Source organism: Catellatospora vulcania, from assembly GCF_009720385.1.
GTDB lineage: Bacteria > Actinomycetota > Actinomycetes > Mycobacteriales > Micromonosporaceae > Catellatospora > Catellatospora vulcania.
In genome coordinates this window covers 158,220-172,771 of sequence record NZ_WARX01000025.1, presented here as the reverse complement: position 1 = coordinate 172,771, position 14,552 = coordinate 158,220, and the positions used below count along the sequence as shown (strand labels likewise).

Genomic DNA, 14,552 nt, shown 5'->3' with positions numbered 1-14,552 from the left:
TCCCACTGGGGGACCGGGCATCAGGTGATGTCTCGGCGGTGCCGCGAAGGCACACTGCGACGATCAGGCAGAGAGCGAAGCCAGCTTCTTGGCGATCGACGACTTGCGGTTCGCCGCCTGGTTCTTGTGGATCACGCCTTTGCTGACGGCCTTGTCCAGCTTGCGCGAGGCGTCGCGCAGCAGCGCGGTGGCGTTCTCGACGTCACCGGCGACGGTCGCCTCGTTGAACTTGCGGACAGCGGTCTTCAGCGACGACTTGACCGACTTGTTGCGCAGCCGGGCCTTCTCGTTCTGCCGGTTGCGCTTGATCTGGGACTTGATGTTCGCCACGCGACAGCCTCGTCCTGCTCGTTTCGGTTGACTGGTTCAGATGGGCCGGCGCAACGAAGCACCAGCCGCGAGGTGCCAGGTTACCAGGTGGCCTGGGCGCCGACCAAAACAGGCCGACGTGACACCCGTCGCGGTGCCCTACCCCAACAGCCTACCGCGACGGCTCCGCCGCCGGCCCGCTACCCGGTTTCGCCGTGGTAGGCGGGTGATGATCGCTGTTTCGGGGCGAAAAGTGCGGTCCTGCTTCACTTTCCGACCCGAAACAGCGATCTTGCCCCCGACCCGACCCGACCCGACTCCGCCGACCCGGCGCGGGGACCGTACGGGTGACGGGACGCGACACCCGCTCGTAGATCGAGGAAGGGCGCGGCCCGGATGGCAGACTGTGTTGTTGTGGACATCGAGCGGTTCTGGGCTCTGATCGAGCAGGCGCGTACGGACGTCGAGGGTGACATCGGCGAGGACGGCACCGGGCTGGCGAAGGCGCTGACCGCGCGGCTGTCGGCGCTGAGCCTGCCGGACATCGCGGCCTTCGCGACGCGGTTCAAGACGCTGCGCGACGCCGCCGACCGCTACGACCTGTGGGGTGCGGCGCACCTGATCGGCGGCGGCTGCTCCGACGACGCCTTCGTCGACTTCCGCAGCGGGCTGATCGCGGCGGGTCGAAAGTGGTACGAGGCGGCGCTGGCCGACCCGGACTCGCTGGCCGGGCACCCGTCCGTGGTCGAGGCCGTGGAGTGGGACGACGACAGCGCGATCTTCGCCGAGCTGGTCGGGTACGCGGCGGCCGACGCCTTCCGTGAGGTCGCCGGGGCCGAGCTGGTGCTGCCCGAGGTGGCCAAGGCGCCCACCGCGGGCGAGGACTGGGACTTCGAGGACGACGACCAGATGCGGCACCGGCTGCCCCGGCTGAGCGCGCTGGTGCTGGGCTGGCCCGCGAACGAGGGCTGCCGCTGCTGAACGAGGGTGCTGCCGCCGGTTCGGCGGCGGTAACGTTGAAGCCCGCTTCGGCACGGTCGGCGGGCGTGGGATCATAGGGGCGGCAATGACCGCCTCACGCCGAACGCGGCCCGTCGCCAGCGAACCGCTTTCCGCCTCACGCTCATAGAACGGATCACCGTGCCTCCGCTGCTCGGATCTAACAAGCCCGGCGACACTGACCCGGCCGCCATCCGCAACTTCTGCATCATCGCCCACATCGACCACGGCAAGTCGACGCTGGCCGACCGCATGTTGCAGATCACCGAGGTGGTGGACCCGCGGCAGATGCGGGCGCAGTACCTCGACCGGATGGACATCGAGCGCGAGCGCGGCATCACCATCAAGAGCCAGGCGGTGCGCCTGCCGTGGACCGTGCGCGACGGCGACCGGACCGGCGAGCAGGTCGTGCTCAACATGATCGACACCCCGGGCCACGTGGACTTCACCTACGAGGTCTCGCGCAGCCTGGCCGCCTGCGAGGGCGCGATCCTGCTGGTGGACGCCGCCCAGGGCATCGAGGCGCAGACGCTGGCCAACCTGTACCTGGCGATGGAGAACAACCTCACCATCATCCCGGTGCTCAACAAGATCGACCTGCCCGCGGCGCAGCCGGAGAAGTACGCCGAGGAGCTCGCGCACCTGATCGGCTGCGAGCCCGAGGACTGCCTGCGGGTGTCCGGCAAGACCGGTGACGGCGTGTCCCACCTGCTCGACGAGATCGTCCGGCAGCTGCCCGCCCCGACCGGCGGTGACGCCAAGGCGCCGGCCCGCGCCATGATCTTCGATTCGGTGTACGACGTCTACCGCGGTGTCGTCACCTACATCCGGGTCATCGACGGCCGCCTGGACGCCCGCGACCGGATCAAGATGATGTCCACCGGCGCGGTGCACGAGCTGCTGGAGATCGGCGTCATCTCGCCGGAGCCGATCAAGTCGCCGTCGCTCAGCGTCGGCGAGGTCGGTTACCTGATCACCGGTGTGAAGGACGTGCGGCAGTCCCGGGTCGGCGACACGGTCACCCTGAACTCGCGGCCCGCCACCCAGGCGCTCGGCGGCTACAAGGACCCCAAGCCGATGGTGTACTCGGGTCTCTACCCGCTGGACGGGTCCGACTACCCGGAGCTGCGCGAGGCGCTGGACAAGCTGAAGCTCAACGACGCGTCGCTGGTGTACGAGCCGGAGACGTCGGCGGCGCTCGGCTTCGGCTTCCGCTGCGGCTTCCTCGGCCTGCTGCACCTGGAGATCATCCAGGAGCGGCTGGAGCGCGAGTTCGGCCTCGACCTGATCGCCACCGCGCCGAACGTGGTCTACCGCGTGGTCACCGACGACGGCAAGGAGATCACGGTCACCAACCCGAGCGAGTACCCGCACGGCAAGGTCGCCGAGGTGTACGAGCCGGTGGCGCGCGCGACGGTGCTGACGCCCAACGAGTACGTCGGCGCGGTGATGGAGCTGTGCCAGGGCCGGCGCGGGGTGCTGCAGGGCATGGACTACCTGTCCGCCGACCGCGTCGAGCTGCGTTACACGCTGCCGCTCGGTGAGATCATCTTCGACTTCTTCGACCAGCTGAAGTCGCGCACCAAGGGCTACGCCAGCCTCGACTACGAGCCCAGCGGCGAGCAGGCGTCCGAGCTGGTCAAGGTGGACATCCTGCTGCAGGGCGAGCCGGTCGACGCGTTCAGCGCGATCGTGCACAAGGACAAGGCCTACGCGTACGGCACGACCATCGCCTCGAAGCTGCAGAAGCTGATCCCGCGCCAGCAGTTCGAGGTGCCGATCCAGGCGGCCATCGGTTCCCGGGTCATCGCCCGCGAGACCATCCGCGCCATCCGCAAGGACGTGCTGGCCAAGTGCTACGGCGGTGACATCAGCCGTAAGCGCAAGCTGCTGGAGAAGCAGAAGGAAGGCAAGAAGCGCATGAAGATGGTCGGCCGGGTCGAGGTGCCCCAGGAGGCCTTCATCGCCGCGCTGTCCACCTCGGAGGCTCCCGAGGGCGGCAAGAAGAAGTGACCTTCGCGGGACACTGCTTCCGCTGCGGCGCGGCCCTGGTGGCCGCGCCGCCGTCCGTCTGCGGGGCATGCGGGTACGAGCAGTATCTCAACGCCCGCCCCACGGCCAGCCTGATCGTGCTGGACGGCGCCGGCGGGTTCCTGGCGCTGCGCCGGGCCCGCCCGCCCCGCCAGGGGCTGTGGGAGACGCCGGGCGGCTTCTGCGACGCCTGGGAGGAGCCTGCCGACGCGGCCCGCCGGGAGGCCCGCGAGGAGCTCGGCGTCGACGTCGAGCTGGGCGCGTTCGTCGGCATGTATGTCGGCGACTACGAGTTCCAGGGCGAACGCCTGCCGGTCCTGGACTGCTTCTTCGTCGCCACCCTGCCGCCCGGCGCCCGCCTGCGCCTGGACCCCGACGAGTCGACGGAAGCCGCCTGGCTCCCGCTCGCCGACCCCCCGCCGATGGCCTTCACCACCATGGACCGCGCCCTGCGTGCCGCCACGACCATCGCCCCCTGACCGCACCCTGACCCGTCCCCGGTCGGCACCCCCGCCGCCCCGCCCCGCCGCCAGGCGCCCCATCCGCCAGGCGTCCCACCTGCCGCGAGGCGTCCCACCTGCCGCAAGGCATCCCACCTGCCGCAACTCTTAAAGAGTTGCGGCATTTCTCGTCCGCCGAGGCCGCGACTCTTTAAGAGTTGCGGCAGAGTGGGTGAGCGGGCCGGCTCGCGAGGTGGATGCCTGTCGCTCGTGTGGGTTATGGCTGTTTGGTCGATGGGGTTGGCCGCTTGGCCAAGATCTGCTGACAAAAGGCCTGGAGCCGTAGTAACTGGGCAATCTACCCATCGTTACCCCAAGTGCAGTGTTTTGCCGCTTTCGCCCGATATGAGGGCAAAGCAGGTTCCAAAGTCGCACAAGGAGTGACGATGCAGATGAAGAAGGCCGGAGTCGTCGCCACGGGCGCTCTCGCTACAGTGGCGATCATGGGGGCTCCTGCCGCTGCGGCGCCCAGCACGGACGCCTCTGCGCTGACGAACGCCAGCACCTCCACCACCGAAGGCAAGACCTCCGCGATGCGGCAGGTCGGGGCCAACCAGCTGAACCTCGCCCGCGGCGGTGGCTTCGACAACAACGGCTGGGACGCGCCGTGGGACGTCGACCCGCAGGCCCTGGTCGCCCTGCTCAACGGTTCGGTCGTCAACGTGGCCGCCCTGCAGCAGTGTGGCTCCACCAGCGGCAACGTCGTCGGCATCTCGGTGCCGATCACGTCGCCGAACACCGTGGTGTCGGGCTTTGGCGGCCACGGCGGCTACGGGGACGAGAACGATGTCGCCTGCGCCAACGGCAACATCAAGATCAAGCAGACCGACAAGTACCCGCTGATCGGTGTCGCCAACGACTCGGCCGTGGGTATCGCCACGATCCAGTCCTGTGGCTCCACCGACGGTCAGATCGTCGGTATCACCATCCCGATCACCTCGCCCAACACGGTCATCGGCGACTGCCAGAACGGCAACGTCGAGATCAACGACTCGGACGACTGGAACGAGGGCAACCACTGGAACGAGTCGGCTCGCGTCGAGGCCGCGCCGCTCGGCCAGACGCTGGCCATGGACCAGGCCCGCCAGGCTCTGGTCAAGAAGGTCAGCGCGCTGAAGAACCGCGACGCGTGGGCCAAGCGCAGCAACGCCAAGGTGGCGCCGCAGGCGCGTGGCGGCGGCTGGGACGCCCCGTGGGACGTCGACCCGTTCGGCCTGGTTTCGGCGCTCAACGGCACCTCGGTGCTCGCGGCGACGCTGCAGTCCTGCGGTTCGACCTCGCCGGACATCATCAGCGTGGCGGTTCCGATCACCTCGCCGAACACCGTCATCGGTGACTGCAAGAACGCCAACGTGAAGATCGACAAGGAGGGCCCGAAGGGCCTGGTCGCGATCGCGGACAACACGTCGCTGAACATCCTGCCGCTGCAGTCCTGCGGCTCGACCTCCTCGAACATCATCGCCGCGGCGGTTCCGATCACCTCGCCGAACACGGTCATCGGCAGCTGCTACAACGCCAACACGGTCATCGACTAATCGCTGGTCCGAAACGGCAGACGGGGCGGGTCGCGCCAGCGCGACTCGCCCCTTCGAATGCTCGCCAACGACAACTCATGCCGCGCTGCCGTGTGTCTGCTACTCGGGCGCCGGCGGCAGAAATCCTACAAGGAGTGACGATGCAGATAGGCAAGGCCGGGGTCGTCGCGGCCGGAGCGCTCGCTACGGTGGCGGTGATGGGTTCGGCGGCGACCGCCGCACCCGCGGCCGGACCGGCGCACGCGGATCCCGTCAGGACCGCCGCGACCACCTTGAAGCAGGCGGCGATCAATCAGGCAACCGGACAGGCGCGCGCCGCGGTGGACGCGGTCGCCCGCGGTCCGCAGGCGGATGTGCGTCAGCCGCTGATCTCGATCGCCAACGGCACCGCCCTGACCGCCGCCGCGTGGCAGACGTGTGGCTCTTCCTCGTCCCAGGTCGCCGGGGTATCGGCGGCAGTCACCTCTCCGAACACCGTGTTGGGTGACTGCGCCAACGGCAACGTGCTGATCCGGCAGAACCAGGTGCCGGGCATCATCTCGATCCTGGACGACACGTCGGTCAACGCGCTGCCGATCCAGATCTGCGGCTCCAACGCGGCGATCGCCGGTGTCACCGCCGCGATCAGCTCGCCCGCCACCGTGGTGGGCGACTGCTTCAACGCCAACACGCTCATCGCCGAGCCCAAGGAGGGCGCGCAGAAGGCCCCGCGCAGCGTGGTCTCCCTGCTCAGCGGCTCCGTGGTCAACGCCGCCGCGGTCCAGGTCTGCGGCTCCACCGCCGCGATCGTGGGAGTGCCGGTGGCGGTCCGGTCGCCTACGACGGTGCTCGGCGACTGCTACAACAGCAACAGCACCATCCAGAAGCGCGACGACGCGGCGGTGATCCCGCTGCTCAGCAACCAGGTGCTCGACATCCTGCCGCTGCAGACCTGTGCGGCGTCCGGCCTGATCGGCCAGCTCGGGCCCGCGCTGCCGATCGGCAGCCCGGCGTTCGTCGCCGGCCAGTGCGTCACCGGCGGGCAGAAGATCCTGGACTGATCGCCCGTCACAGACAGTGGGGCCGGGCCGCGTGATGCGGCCCGGCCCCACTGCTTTGCTCTGTTCAGTTCCTGCTCAGCGCAGCCAGGGAACGTTGCGGTCCAGCAGGCCGCGCTCCTTGAGCTCGGCACGCAGCGGGATCGTGTCGTCGATCCAGCCGCCCTCGCCGACGCCCCACATGTTCTGCACCTTCAGGTTGCCGAACGACTCGCCGATGAGCTGGCGCTGCACCGGGGTCAGGCCGGCGTACCACGCGGACTCGCGGTCGATCGGCATGTCGTCGACCGGGCGGATCCAGCGGTAGGTGTAGCTCATGAAGAGCATCTTGCGCGTCACGTCCGAGCGGTTGCGCGAGCGCGAGTGCCACAGGCGCCGGTCGAAGATGAACGCGTCACCCGGCTTGGCCAGCCACGGCACCGCGCCCTCCGGACCCTTGGCGATCTCCGCCGGGTCGGTCGGCCGGTACATGTGGTTGTTCAGGTGCGAACCGGGGATGCACAGGGTCTGCCCCCGGCCCGGCTCCGAGATGTCGCTGAGCACGATGGCGACCTTGATCGACAGCATCGGGCGCGGGACGTCGCCGTAGAACGGCGCGTAGTACTCCGCGTCGGAGTTCTGCCGCCAGCCGTCCTGGTGCCACTCCCAGCGAGGGGTCTCGCCCTCCTCGTACGGCGGGTTGACGTCGAGGTGGTTGTGCTGGGAGTAGATGTTCCAGCCGGCCAGACCCCAGACCCAGCGGAAGGTCGGGGAGTAGTCGAGCATCCGGGCGAAGGCAGAGCTGTGGCTGACCGCGCCGAGCAGGTGGAGCGACCCGGTCTTGTCGATGTGACCGGTGTCCTTGTTCTCCACGTACAGGCGGTCGGCCTCGGCCTGGAGTTCGGCCACGATCTCGGGGCTGACGACACCGGGGAGGTGCTTGTACCCGTTCTCGTGGAATTCCTTGCGCTCGGCGTCGGTGAGCGGCGCGTAGTCCGTCGCCGGCTCCTGAGAGGTGATGGTCATGTCCTCCCCTTGCGTCCTTCCAGACTTGGGCACAGTCGAAGGCAGGATCGGGGCGCGCGACTTGGGGGGTGGCGTGCCGGGATGAGCAACCTTCGCGAACGAGTGCCGATACTAACTCGCGTTCCCGAGTGACGTCGTCGCGCGGGGCTCGTCAGACCGGCCTGCCACCAGGGTCACCCGCCCGCGACGGCCTCGGCCACCACCTGTTCGGCCACTTTCTCGGCGGGCGACCACGCCTTGTCACCAGCGGACCACTGCTGGTCGGTGAAGGTCACCCGGGTCACCCCGGTGAGCGGGGCCTGGGCCACCAGCCAGTGCGCGAACTGCCAGCCCGCCTTGCTGTTCGCAGCCGGTATGCGCAGCGCGGCGCCCTCGGTGGTGACGCCCTTGGCCTTCGTGCCGAAGTCGGCCTTCATCCGGTCGGCCAGCACCTTGGCCGTCGCGGCGTCGTTCGGGGCGTCGTCGCCGTACGTGTCGCAGGTCACAGCGCCGGCCTGCTGCCCGGTCAGCGCCTTGGCGAGCACGGTGGCTTCCTCGGCCCACTTCTCGTACGCCTCGGGGTAGGCCGAGCGCTGTACCCGCTGGGCGGCCTCGGTGACCCGCATCTTCTGCCACCCCTTGACCTTGGTCAGGCTGATGTAGAAGCGCCGGGCCGCGTGCCGGGGGTCCATGATCTGCTTCGCGGTGCCCCAGCCCTGGCTGGGGCGCTGCTGGAACAGGCCGAGCGAGTCGTGGTCGTTGCCGTCGCCGAGATGCTCCAGGTTGCGTAGCTTCGATTCCTGCAGGGCGGTGGCCAGCGCGACGATCACCGCGCGGTCGGGCACGTTGCGGCTGATGCCGACGGCGGCGATGGTCGCGGCGTTGGCCATCTGCTCCGGGTCGAGGCGCACCTCGCCGTCGGCGCGGGCCACGCATTCGGGCGCGCCGAGCCGGGGGAGCTCGATCGGCAGCTCGATCTCGCCGTCGAGCTGCTGGCGGGCGAGGAGACCGCCGACGCCGCACACCACGACGAGGATCACCAGGACGGGCAGCGTTTGCCTGCCTTTCACGGCGGCCTCCTCGACGTCGATGCGGGGGCGGGCGTCGTCCCGGACGTGGTGCCGCGACGACGCCCGCCCCCGCAGGCTCGTTCAACCCACCCTACGGCGTGGCCGCCGCCGCGGCACCGTCGTCGTCGGCGCGGGGAACCCATACCGCATCCCGTTTCTCCCGGAATGCGGCGACTCCCTCTCGGCCTTCCGCGGAGCCGAAGAAGCGCAGCGAGATCTCCGACAGGTGCGCCAGCTCGGCGTCCAGTTCCGGCTCCGGGCGGCGGCGCAGCAGCTGCTTGGTGGTCGCCAGCGAGGCGGGCGCGCCCCGGACCAGGCTGGCGCACCAGCGCGCGACGACCGCGTCCACGTCGTCGTCCGGCGCGGTCGCGGTGACCAGGCCGATCGCGGCGGCGCGCGGGCCGTCGAAGACGTCGCCGGTCAGGTAAAGCTCCGCGGCGGCGCGCGGGGCCAGCCGCGGCAGCACCGTGGCGGAGATCAGCGCGGGCACCACGCCCAGCCGCACCTCGGTGAAGGCGAACGTGGCCGCCGCCGTGCACACGGCGAGGTCGGCCGCGGCGATCAGGCCCAGGCCACCCGCCCGCGCCGGTCCCCGCACCACGGCCACCACGGGCTTGGCCGAGCGGGCCACCGCGCCCAGCACGTCACCCAGCAGCGCGGCCGGCATCTGCCCCGACTTGGCCGCCGCGGCGGTCTCGGCGAGGTCGGCTCCCGAGCAGAAGACCGGCCCGGTGTGGTCCAGCACGATCACCCGCACCCGGTCGTCGGCGTTCGCCTCGGCCAGCGCCGCCAGCAGCTCGGTCATCAGCCGGTGCGACAGCGCGTTGCGGTTGTGCGGGCTGTCGAGGGTGATCGTCGTTACGCCGCGGGCGTGGGTGACCCGGACGAGGTGGGAGTCAGGTGAGGACATGAGGGCAGACTAGAGCCGTGGCCCAGCTTCCCGACGGTGAACCCGTCCCCGACGACGGCACTCTTCCCGACTCCGCGCTGGCCGACGTCGGCGGGCGCGGCTTCGGCGTGTACCTGCACGTGCCGTTCTGCGCCAGCCGCTGCGGCTACTGCGACTTCAACACCTACACCGCCTCGGAGCTGGGCGGCGCGGACACCGACGGCTACGTCGAGGCGGTGCTGGCCGAGCTGGCGCTGGCCGCGAAGGTGCTGCCCGCCCCGCCGCGGGTGGACACCGTCTTCGTCGGCGGCGGCACGCCCACCTTGCTGAAGCCGGCCCAGCTCGGCCGGATGCTGGAAGCGGTCGACCGCACCTGGGGCCTGGCCGCCGGCGCGGAGGTCACCACCGAGGCCAACCCCGAGTCGGTGGACCCCGCCTCGCTGCGTGAGCTGCGCCGGGCCGGGTTCACCCGGATCTCGCTGGGCATGCAGTCGGCCGCGCCCGGGGTACTGCGCATCCTGGACCGCAAGCACACCGCCGGGCGTGCCCCGGCCGCCGCGATCGAGGCGCGTGAGGCCGGGTTCGAGCACGTCAACCTGGATTTGATCTACGGGACGCCGGGGGAGACCGAGGACGACTTCGCCGCCTCGCTGGCCGCGGTGGTCGGCGCGGGCGTGGACCACGTCAGCGCGTACGCCCTGATCGTCGAGGACGGCACCCGCCTGTCGGCCCGGATCCGGCGCGGGGAGCTGGCGTCCCCGGACGACGACGTGGCCGCCGACCGCTACCTGGCGGCGGAGGCGGCGCTGTCCGCCGCCGGGCTGGGCTGGTACGAGGTCTCCAACTGGGCGGCCGACGAGGCGGCCCGGTGCGCGCACAACCTGCTCTACTGGCGCGGCGGCGACTGGTGGGGCCTGGGCCCCGGCGCGCACAGCCATGTCGGCGGCGTGCGCTGGTGGAACGTCAAGCACCCGGCGAAGTACGCGGCCCGGCTGGCCGAGGGCCTGTCCCCGGGTCTGGGCCGGGAGGTGCTGACCGACGAGCAGCGCCACACCGAGGACGTGCTGCTGCGGCTTCGTCTGAGCGAGGGGTTGCCGCTGGAGGTGCTGGACCCGGCCGGACGCGCCGCGGCGGGCCAGGCGCTGGCCGACGGGCTGCTGGAGCCCTCCGCGTACGCGGACGGCCGCGCGGCGCTGACGCTGCGCGGCCGTCTCCTCGCGGACGCGGTGGTCCACTCCCTGCTGGCCTGGTGAACCGACTTACTTGATCAGGTTCATGGTCAGCGGGTACTTCGGCAGCTCGCCGTTGTTGGCCTTGACACCGGCCAGCACGCCCATGACGAGCGGGAACAGCGGCACGAAGAACAGCACGAGGGGGAGGACCAGCCAGGCCAGGCAGCTGCCTACGCAGATGCTGACGATGCTGATGACGCCCCACAGGATCTGGAAGTTCAGGGCGGCGGTCGCGTGCGCCTTGACCGTGGGGGACTCGTTGCCCTTGACCAGCAGCGCGACCAGCGGAGCGACGAACCAGGTGATGGCGCCACCGAAGTGCGCGATCAGGGCCCAGGTCTTGTCGTCCGGGTTGGCGTAGCCGACCGGGGCGGCACCGCCCACGGCGGGCGGCGGGGTGTAGCCGCCGGGGGCGGACGGCGGGGGCGACGCGGGGGCCGACGGCGGCGCTGCCGGGGCCGGCGGCTCGTAGGAGGGGGCCGAAGGAACCGGCGGCTCCGAGGAGCCGGGCGGGGTGGGTTCACTCATGCCCGCCAGGCTAGGTCTGTGGATCAATCGGCGCCAGTCAACACCCGTGACCGATAGGCGACACTGTGCTAGCCGAACGCCCGAGTTTGCCTGCCGTCCACTTTGCCGATGTCTGCGCCGGGTGCCTGATGCGGTCCGGTGTCTACCCGGTCACCACGCCTATGCCGTCCGGGTGACGGCCCACGTAGACTGGCACTCACTCACGACGAGTGCCAGCCGGGGAGGTGCGTATGGGTCTGGATGACCGGAAGCTCGAAGTGCTGCGTGCCATCGTCGAGGACTACGTCGCGACGCAGGAGCCGGTGGGCAGCAAGGCGCTGGTCGAACGGCACGCCCTGGGCGTGTCGCCGGCTACCGTGCGCAACGACATGGCCGTCCTCGAGGAGGAGGGCTACATCCGCCAGCCGCACACGTCGGCCGGCCGGGTGCCCACCGACCGCGGCTACCGGCTGTTCGTCGACCGGCTGTCGCGGGTCAAGCCGCTCTCCCCGGCCGAGCGCCGGGCGATCGAGCGCTTCCTCAACGGCGCGGTCGACCTCGACGACGTCGTGCACCGCACGGTGCGGCTGCTGGCGCAGCTGACCCGCCAGGTCGCCGTCGTGCAGTACCCGAGCCTGACCCGCTCCTCCGTACGCCATCTGGAACTGGTCCCGGTCTCCACCACCCGGCTGCTGCTCGTCATGATCACCGACACCGGGCGGGTGGAGCAGCGGGTCGTCGAGCTGCCCGGCCCCGTCGAGGTCGACGAGATCACCGAGCTGCGCCGGACCCTCAACGCGACCCTGGTCGGCGTGAAGCTGGTGGACACCCCGCCGCTGGTGCAGGGCCTGGTCGAGCGGGCCGAGCCGCAGGCGAAGGCAACCATGAGCACGCTGGTCAGCGTCCTGCTGGAGACCCTGGTCGAGCGGCACGAGGAGCGCCTCGCGCTGGCCGGCACGTCGAACCTGGCCCGGATGGGTCCGCTGGACCTGACCACCGGCGCGCTGCGGCCCATCCTGGAGGCGCTGGAGGAGGAGGTCATCCTGCTCAAGCTCTTCGACGAGGTGAAGTCGGGCGCGGCCCGGGTGCGGATCGGCGACGAGAACGAGGTCGTCGACCTGCGGGCGACCTCGGTGGTCAGCACGGGCTACGGCCCGGGCGCGACCGTGGTGGGCGGGATGGGCATCGTCGGCCCGACCCGCATGGACTATCCCGGCACCATCGCCACCGTTCGCGCCGTCGCGCGTTACGTCGGCGAGATGCTGGGACATTGATTCCGAATTTCCTGTTGTTGCTGAACGAGGCTTGAGGACAGCGTGGCCAAGGACTACTACGGCATTCTCGGCGTTCCCAAGGACGCCGACGCCGACGACATCAAGCGGGCTTACCGCAAGCTCGCCCGCCAGTACCACCCGGACGTCAATCCGGACCCGGCCGCGTCGGAGAAGTTCAAGGACATCAACAACGCGTACGAGGTCCTGTCCGACGACCAGAAGCGTCGGATGGTCGACCTGGGCGGGGATCCGCTCGCGCCGGGCGGAGGCGGCGCGGGTCCGGGCGGTCCCGGCGGCGGCCCGTTCGTGGGCTTCCAGGACATCATGGACGCCTTCTTCGGCGGCAGCGGCTCGCGCGGCCCGCGCCCGCGTACCCGGCCGGGCGCCGACGCGATCCTGCGGCTGGACCTCGACCTGTTCGAGACCGCGTTCGGCGTCGAGGCGCCGATCACCGTGGACACCGCGGTGCTGTGCACGACCTGCTCCGGCGCGGGCACGGCGGCGGGCACCCACCCGCAGACCTGTGACACCTGTGGCGGGCGCGGCGAGGTGCAGTCGGTGCAGCGCACCTTCCTGGGCCAGGTCGTCTCGTCACGTCCCTGCAACGCCTGCCAGGGCTTCGGCACCACGCTGCCGCACCCGTGCCCGACCTGCGCCGGCGACGGCCGCGTGCGCACCCGGCGCAGCCTGACCGTGAAGATCCCGGCCGGTGTCGAGGACGGCATGCGCATCCGGCTGGCCAACCAGGGCGAGGTCGGCCCCGGCGGCGGCCCGTCCGGCGACCTGTACGTGGAGATCCACGAGCGGGCCCACGACGTGTACGCGCGCAAGGGCGACGACCTGCACTGCAAGGTCACGGTCCCGATGACCGCCGCCGCCCTCGGCACCCGCCTGACCATCAAGACCCTCGACTCCGAGGAGCAGCTCGAGGTCAAGCCCGGCACCCAGCCGAACTCGACCCTGCGCATCCGCGGCAAGGGCGTCCCGCACCTGCGTGGCACCGGCCGCGGCGACCTCTTCGTGCACCTCGACGTCCGCACCCCCACCCGCCTGGACGGCGAGCAGGAGCGCATGCTCCGCGATTTCGCCCGCCTCCGCGGCGAGGAGGTAGCCGAACTCTCCAAGCAGGGCGGCTTCTTCTCCCGAGTCCGCGACGCCTTCAACGGCCACTGAGGGTTGTGCTTCGAGCGTTGATCATGAACTTATGGCACGGGTCGACGGTGTGTCGGTGCCATAAGTTCATGATCACCAGTGGAGGGTGTCTGCCGTGAGCGCGCCGCTGTTCCTCGTCGACGACCTGCCCGGAGTGGGCCTGTTCACCCTCGGCGGGGCGGAGGGCCACCATGCCGCGACCGTGCAGCGGCTGCGGGTGGGCGAGGCGCTGCTGCTCGCCGACGGGCGGGGCGGCGTGGCGTCCGCGGTGGTCAAGGCCGTCGGCAAGGGCACGCTCGACGTCACCGTCACCGATCGGCGGTACGCCGACGCGCCCGACCCGCGGCTGACCGTCGCCCAGGGCATCGCCAAGGGCGACCGGGGCGAGCTGGCCGTACAGGCGATGACCGAGGTCGGCGTCGACGAGATCCTGCCCTGGGCCGCGGCCCGCAGCGTCGCCCAGTGGCGCGGCGACCGGGGCGCGAAGTCCCGTGAGAAGTGGGCGGCCGTCGCCCGCGAAGCCGCCAAACAGGCCCGCCGCACCTGGCTGCCCGTGGTCGGAGGTGACCCCGACCTGTCCACGAAGCAGCTCGCCCAGCGCCTTTCCGCCGCCTCTGCCGCGTACGTGCTGCACGAGGAGGCGACCGAACGGCTCTCGCTCGTCGACCTGCCGTCGTCCGGGGAGATCGTGCTGGTCGTCGGCCCTGAGGGCGGCATCGACGACGCCGAGCTGAAGACGTTCACCGCGGCCGGTGCGGTCGCGGTGCGCCTTGGTGACAACGTGCTGCGCACGTCTACGGCCGGCGTAGCCGCCCTCAGCGTTCTCGCCACCCGCCTGCACCGCTGGTGACCTTCGCCCCCGCCGCCCGTCCGGCGCGCGCAAGATCGCTGTTTCGTGTCGATATGTCAGGTCAGACCACACAAGGTGGCACGAAACAGCGATCTAGGCGCTCCCCGGCGACCTAGGCGCTCCCCGGCGAAGCCAACGGCACCCGGCTCCGGCACCCGTTGGCGCACGGCCCGTCCGGCGCGG

General features: G+C 70.6%; 14 protein-coding genes. 9 read left to right on the top strand and 5 right to left on the bottom strand.

Translation table 11 applies throughout. The annotated features are described in order from the left end of the window. Nucleotides 1-63 precede the first annotated feature (63 nt). The gene (gene rpsT / locus F6W97_RS35320) at nt 64-330 is read right to left on the bottom strand and encodes a 30S ribosomal protein S20 (RefSeq protein WP_155374910.1); all 267 of its coding nucleotides are present in this window, start codon (nt 328-330) and stop codon (nt 64-66) included. Nucleotides 331-723: 393 nt separating this feature from the next. On the opposite strand from rpsT, the gene F6W97_RS35315 reads away from it, so the two are divergent. The 5 genes from F6W97_RS35315 to F6W97_RS35295 all read left to right on the top strand — a co-directional run bounded on the left by F6W97_RS35315 (nt 724) and on the right by F6W97_RS35295 (nt 6,414). Then, nucleotides 724-1,290 carry a DUF4240 domain-containing protein gene (locus F6W97_RS35315; RefSeq protein WP_155374909.1) on the top strand — a complete coding sequence of 189 codons (567 nt, stop codon included), beginning with the start codon at nt 724-726 and terminating at the stop codon, nt 1,288-1,290. A 159-nt stretch (nt 1,291-1,449) separates the two neighbouring features. Then, entirely contained in the window at nt 1,450-3,321 is a 1,872-nt protein-coding gene (lepA, locus tag F6W97_RS35310; RefSeq protein WP_155374908.1) for a translation elongation factor 4, read from the top strand. Then, nucleotides 3,318-3,818: an NUDIX domain-containing protein gene (locus F6W97_RS35305; RefSeq protein WP_155374907.1), complete on the top strand. Its 501-nt coding sequence runs from the start codon at nt 3,318-3,320 to the stop codon at nt 3,816-3,818. The genes lepA and F6W97_RS35305 overlap by 4 nt, the downstream gene beginning before the upstream one ends. A gap of 407 nt (nt 3,819-4,225) precedes the next feature. Beyond that, on the top strand, nt 4,226-5,374 hold the full coding sequence (locus tag F6W97_RS35300) for a hypothetical protein (RefSeq protein WP_155374906.1): 1,149 nt from the start codon (nt 4,226-4,228) through the stop codon (nt 5,372-5,374). Nucleotides 5,375-5,514: 140 nt separating this feature from the next. Further along, nucleotides 5,515-6,414: a hypothetical protein gene (locus tag F6W97_RS35295; RefSeq protein WP_155374905.1), complete on the top strand. Its 900-nt coding sequence runs from the start codon at nt 5,515-5,517 to the stop codon at nt 6,412-6,414. A 75-nt stretch (nt 6,415-6,489) separates the two neighbouring features. On the opposite strand, the gene F6W97_RS35290 is transcribed toward F6W97_RS35295, so the two are convergent. From F6W97_RS35290 to F6W97_RS35280, 3 genes are all read right to left on the bottom strand, one after another. Then, nucleotides 6,490-7,416, bottom strand: coding sequence for a phytanoyl-CoA dioxygenase family protein (locus tag F6W97_RS35290; RefSeq protein ID WP_155374904.1), 927 nt, complete (start codon nt 7,414-7,416; stop codon nt 6,490-6,492). 173 nt (nt 7,417-7,589) lie between these two features. After that, nucleotides 7,590-8,465 carry a hypothetical protein gene (locus tag F6W97_RS35285; protein ID WP_155374903.1) on the bottom strand — a complete coding sequence of 292 codons (876 nt, stop codon included), beginning with the start codon at nt 8,463-8,465 and terminating at the stop codon, nt 7,590-7,592. 91 nt (nt 8,466-8,556) lie between these two features. Beyond that, entirely contained in the window at nt 8,557-9,375 is an 819-nt protein-coding gene (locus F6W97_RS35280; protein ID WP_155374902.1) for an enoyl-CoA hydratase-related protein, read from the bottom strand. 17 nt (nt 9,376-9,392) lie between these two features. On the opposite strand from F6W97_RS35280, the gene hemW reads away from it, so the two are divergent. Continuing rightward, nucleotides 9,393-10,607, top strand: coding sequence for a radical SAM family heme chaperone HemW (gene hemW, locus F6W97_RS35275; protein ID WP_155374901.1), 1,215 nt, complete (start codon nt 9,393-9,395; stop codon nt 10,605-10,607). Nucleotides 10,608-10,613: 6 nt separating this feature from the next. On the opposite strand, the gene F6W97_RS35270 is transcribed toward hemW, so the two are convergent. After that, complete coding sequence (locus F6W97_RS35270; protein WP_155374900.1) at nt 10,614-11,114, bottom strand: DUF4870 domain-containing protein; 501 nt, start codon at nt 11,112-11,114, stop codon at nt 10,614-10,616. Nucleotides 11,115-11,344: 230 nt separating this feature from the next. On the opposite strand from F6W97_RS35270, the gene hrcA reads away from it, so the two are divergent. The 3 genes from hrcA (at nt 11,345) to F6W97_RS35255 (ending at nt 14,369) form a co-directional block, all read left to right on the top strand. Continuing rightward, a complete protein-coding gene (gene hrcA, locus F6W97_RS35265; RefSeq protein WP_155374899.1) occupies nt 11,345-12,367 on the top strand; it encodes a heat-inducible transcriptional repressor HrcA in 1,023 nt (340 codons plus the stop codon). Nucleotides 12,368-12,409: 42 nt separating this feature from the next. Next, nucleotides 12,410-13,540, top strand: a complete 1,131-nt coding sequence (dnaJ, locus tag F6W97_RS35260; protein WP_155374898.1) for a molecular chaperone DnaJ — start codon at nt 12,410-12,412, stop codon at nt 13,538-13,540. A 94-nt stretch (nt 13,541-13,634) separates the two neighbouring features. After that, complete coding sequence (locus F6W97_RS35255; RefSeq protein ID WP_155374897.1) at nt 13,635-14,369, top strand: 16S rRNA (uracil(1498)-N(3))-methyltransferase; 735 nt, start codon at nt 13,635-13,637, stop codon at nt 14,367-14,369. The last annotated feature ends 183 nt before the right edge of the window (nt 14,370-14,552 follow it).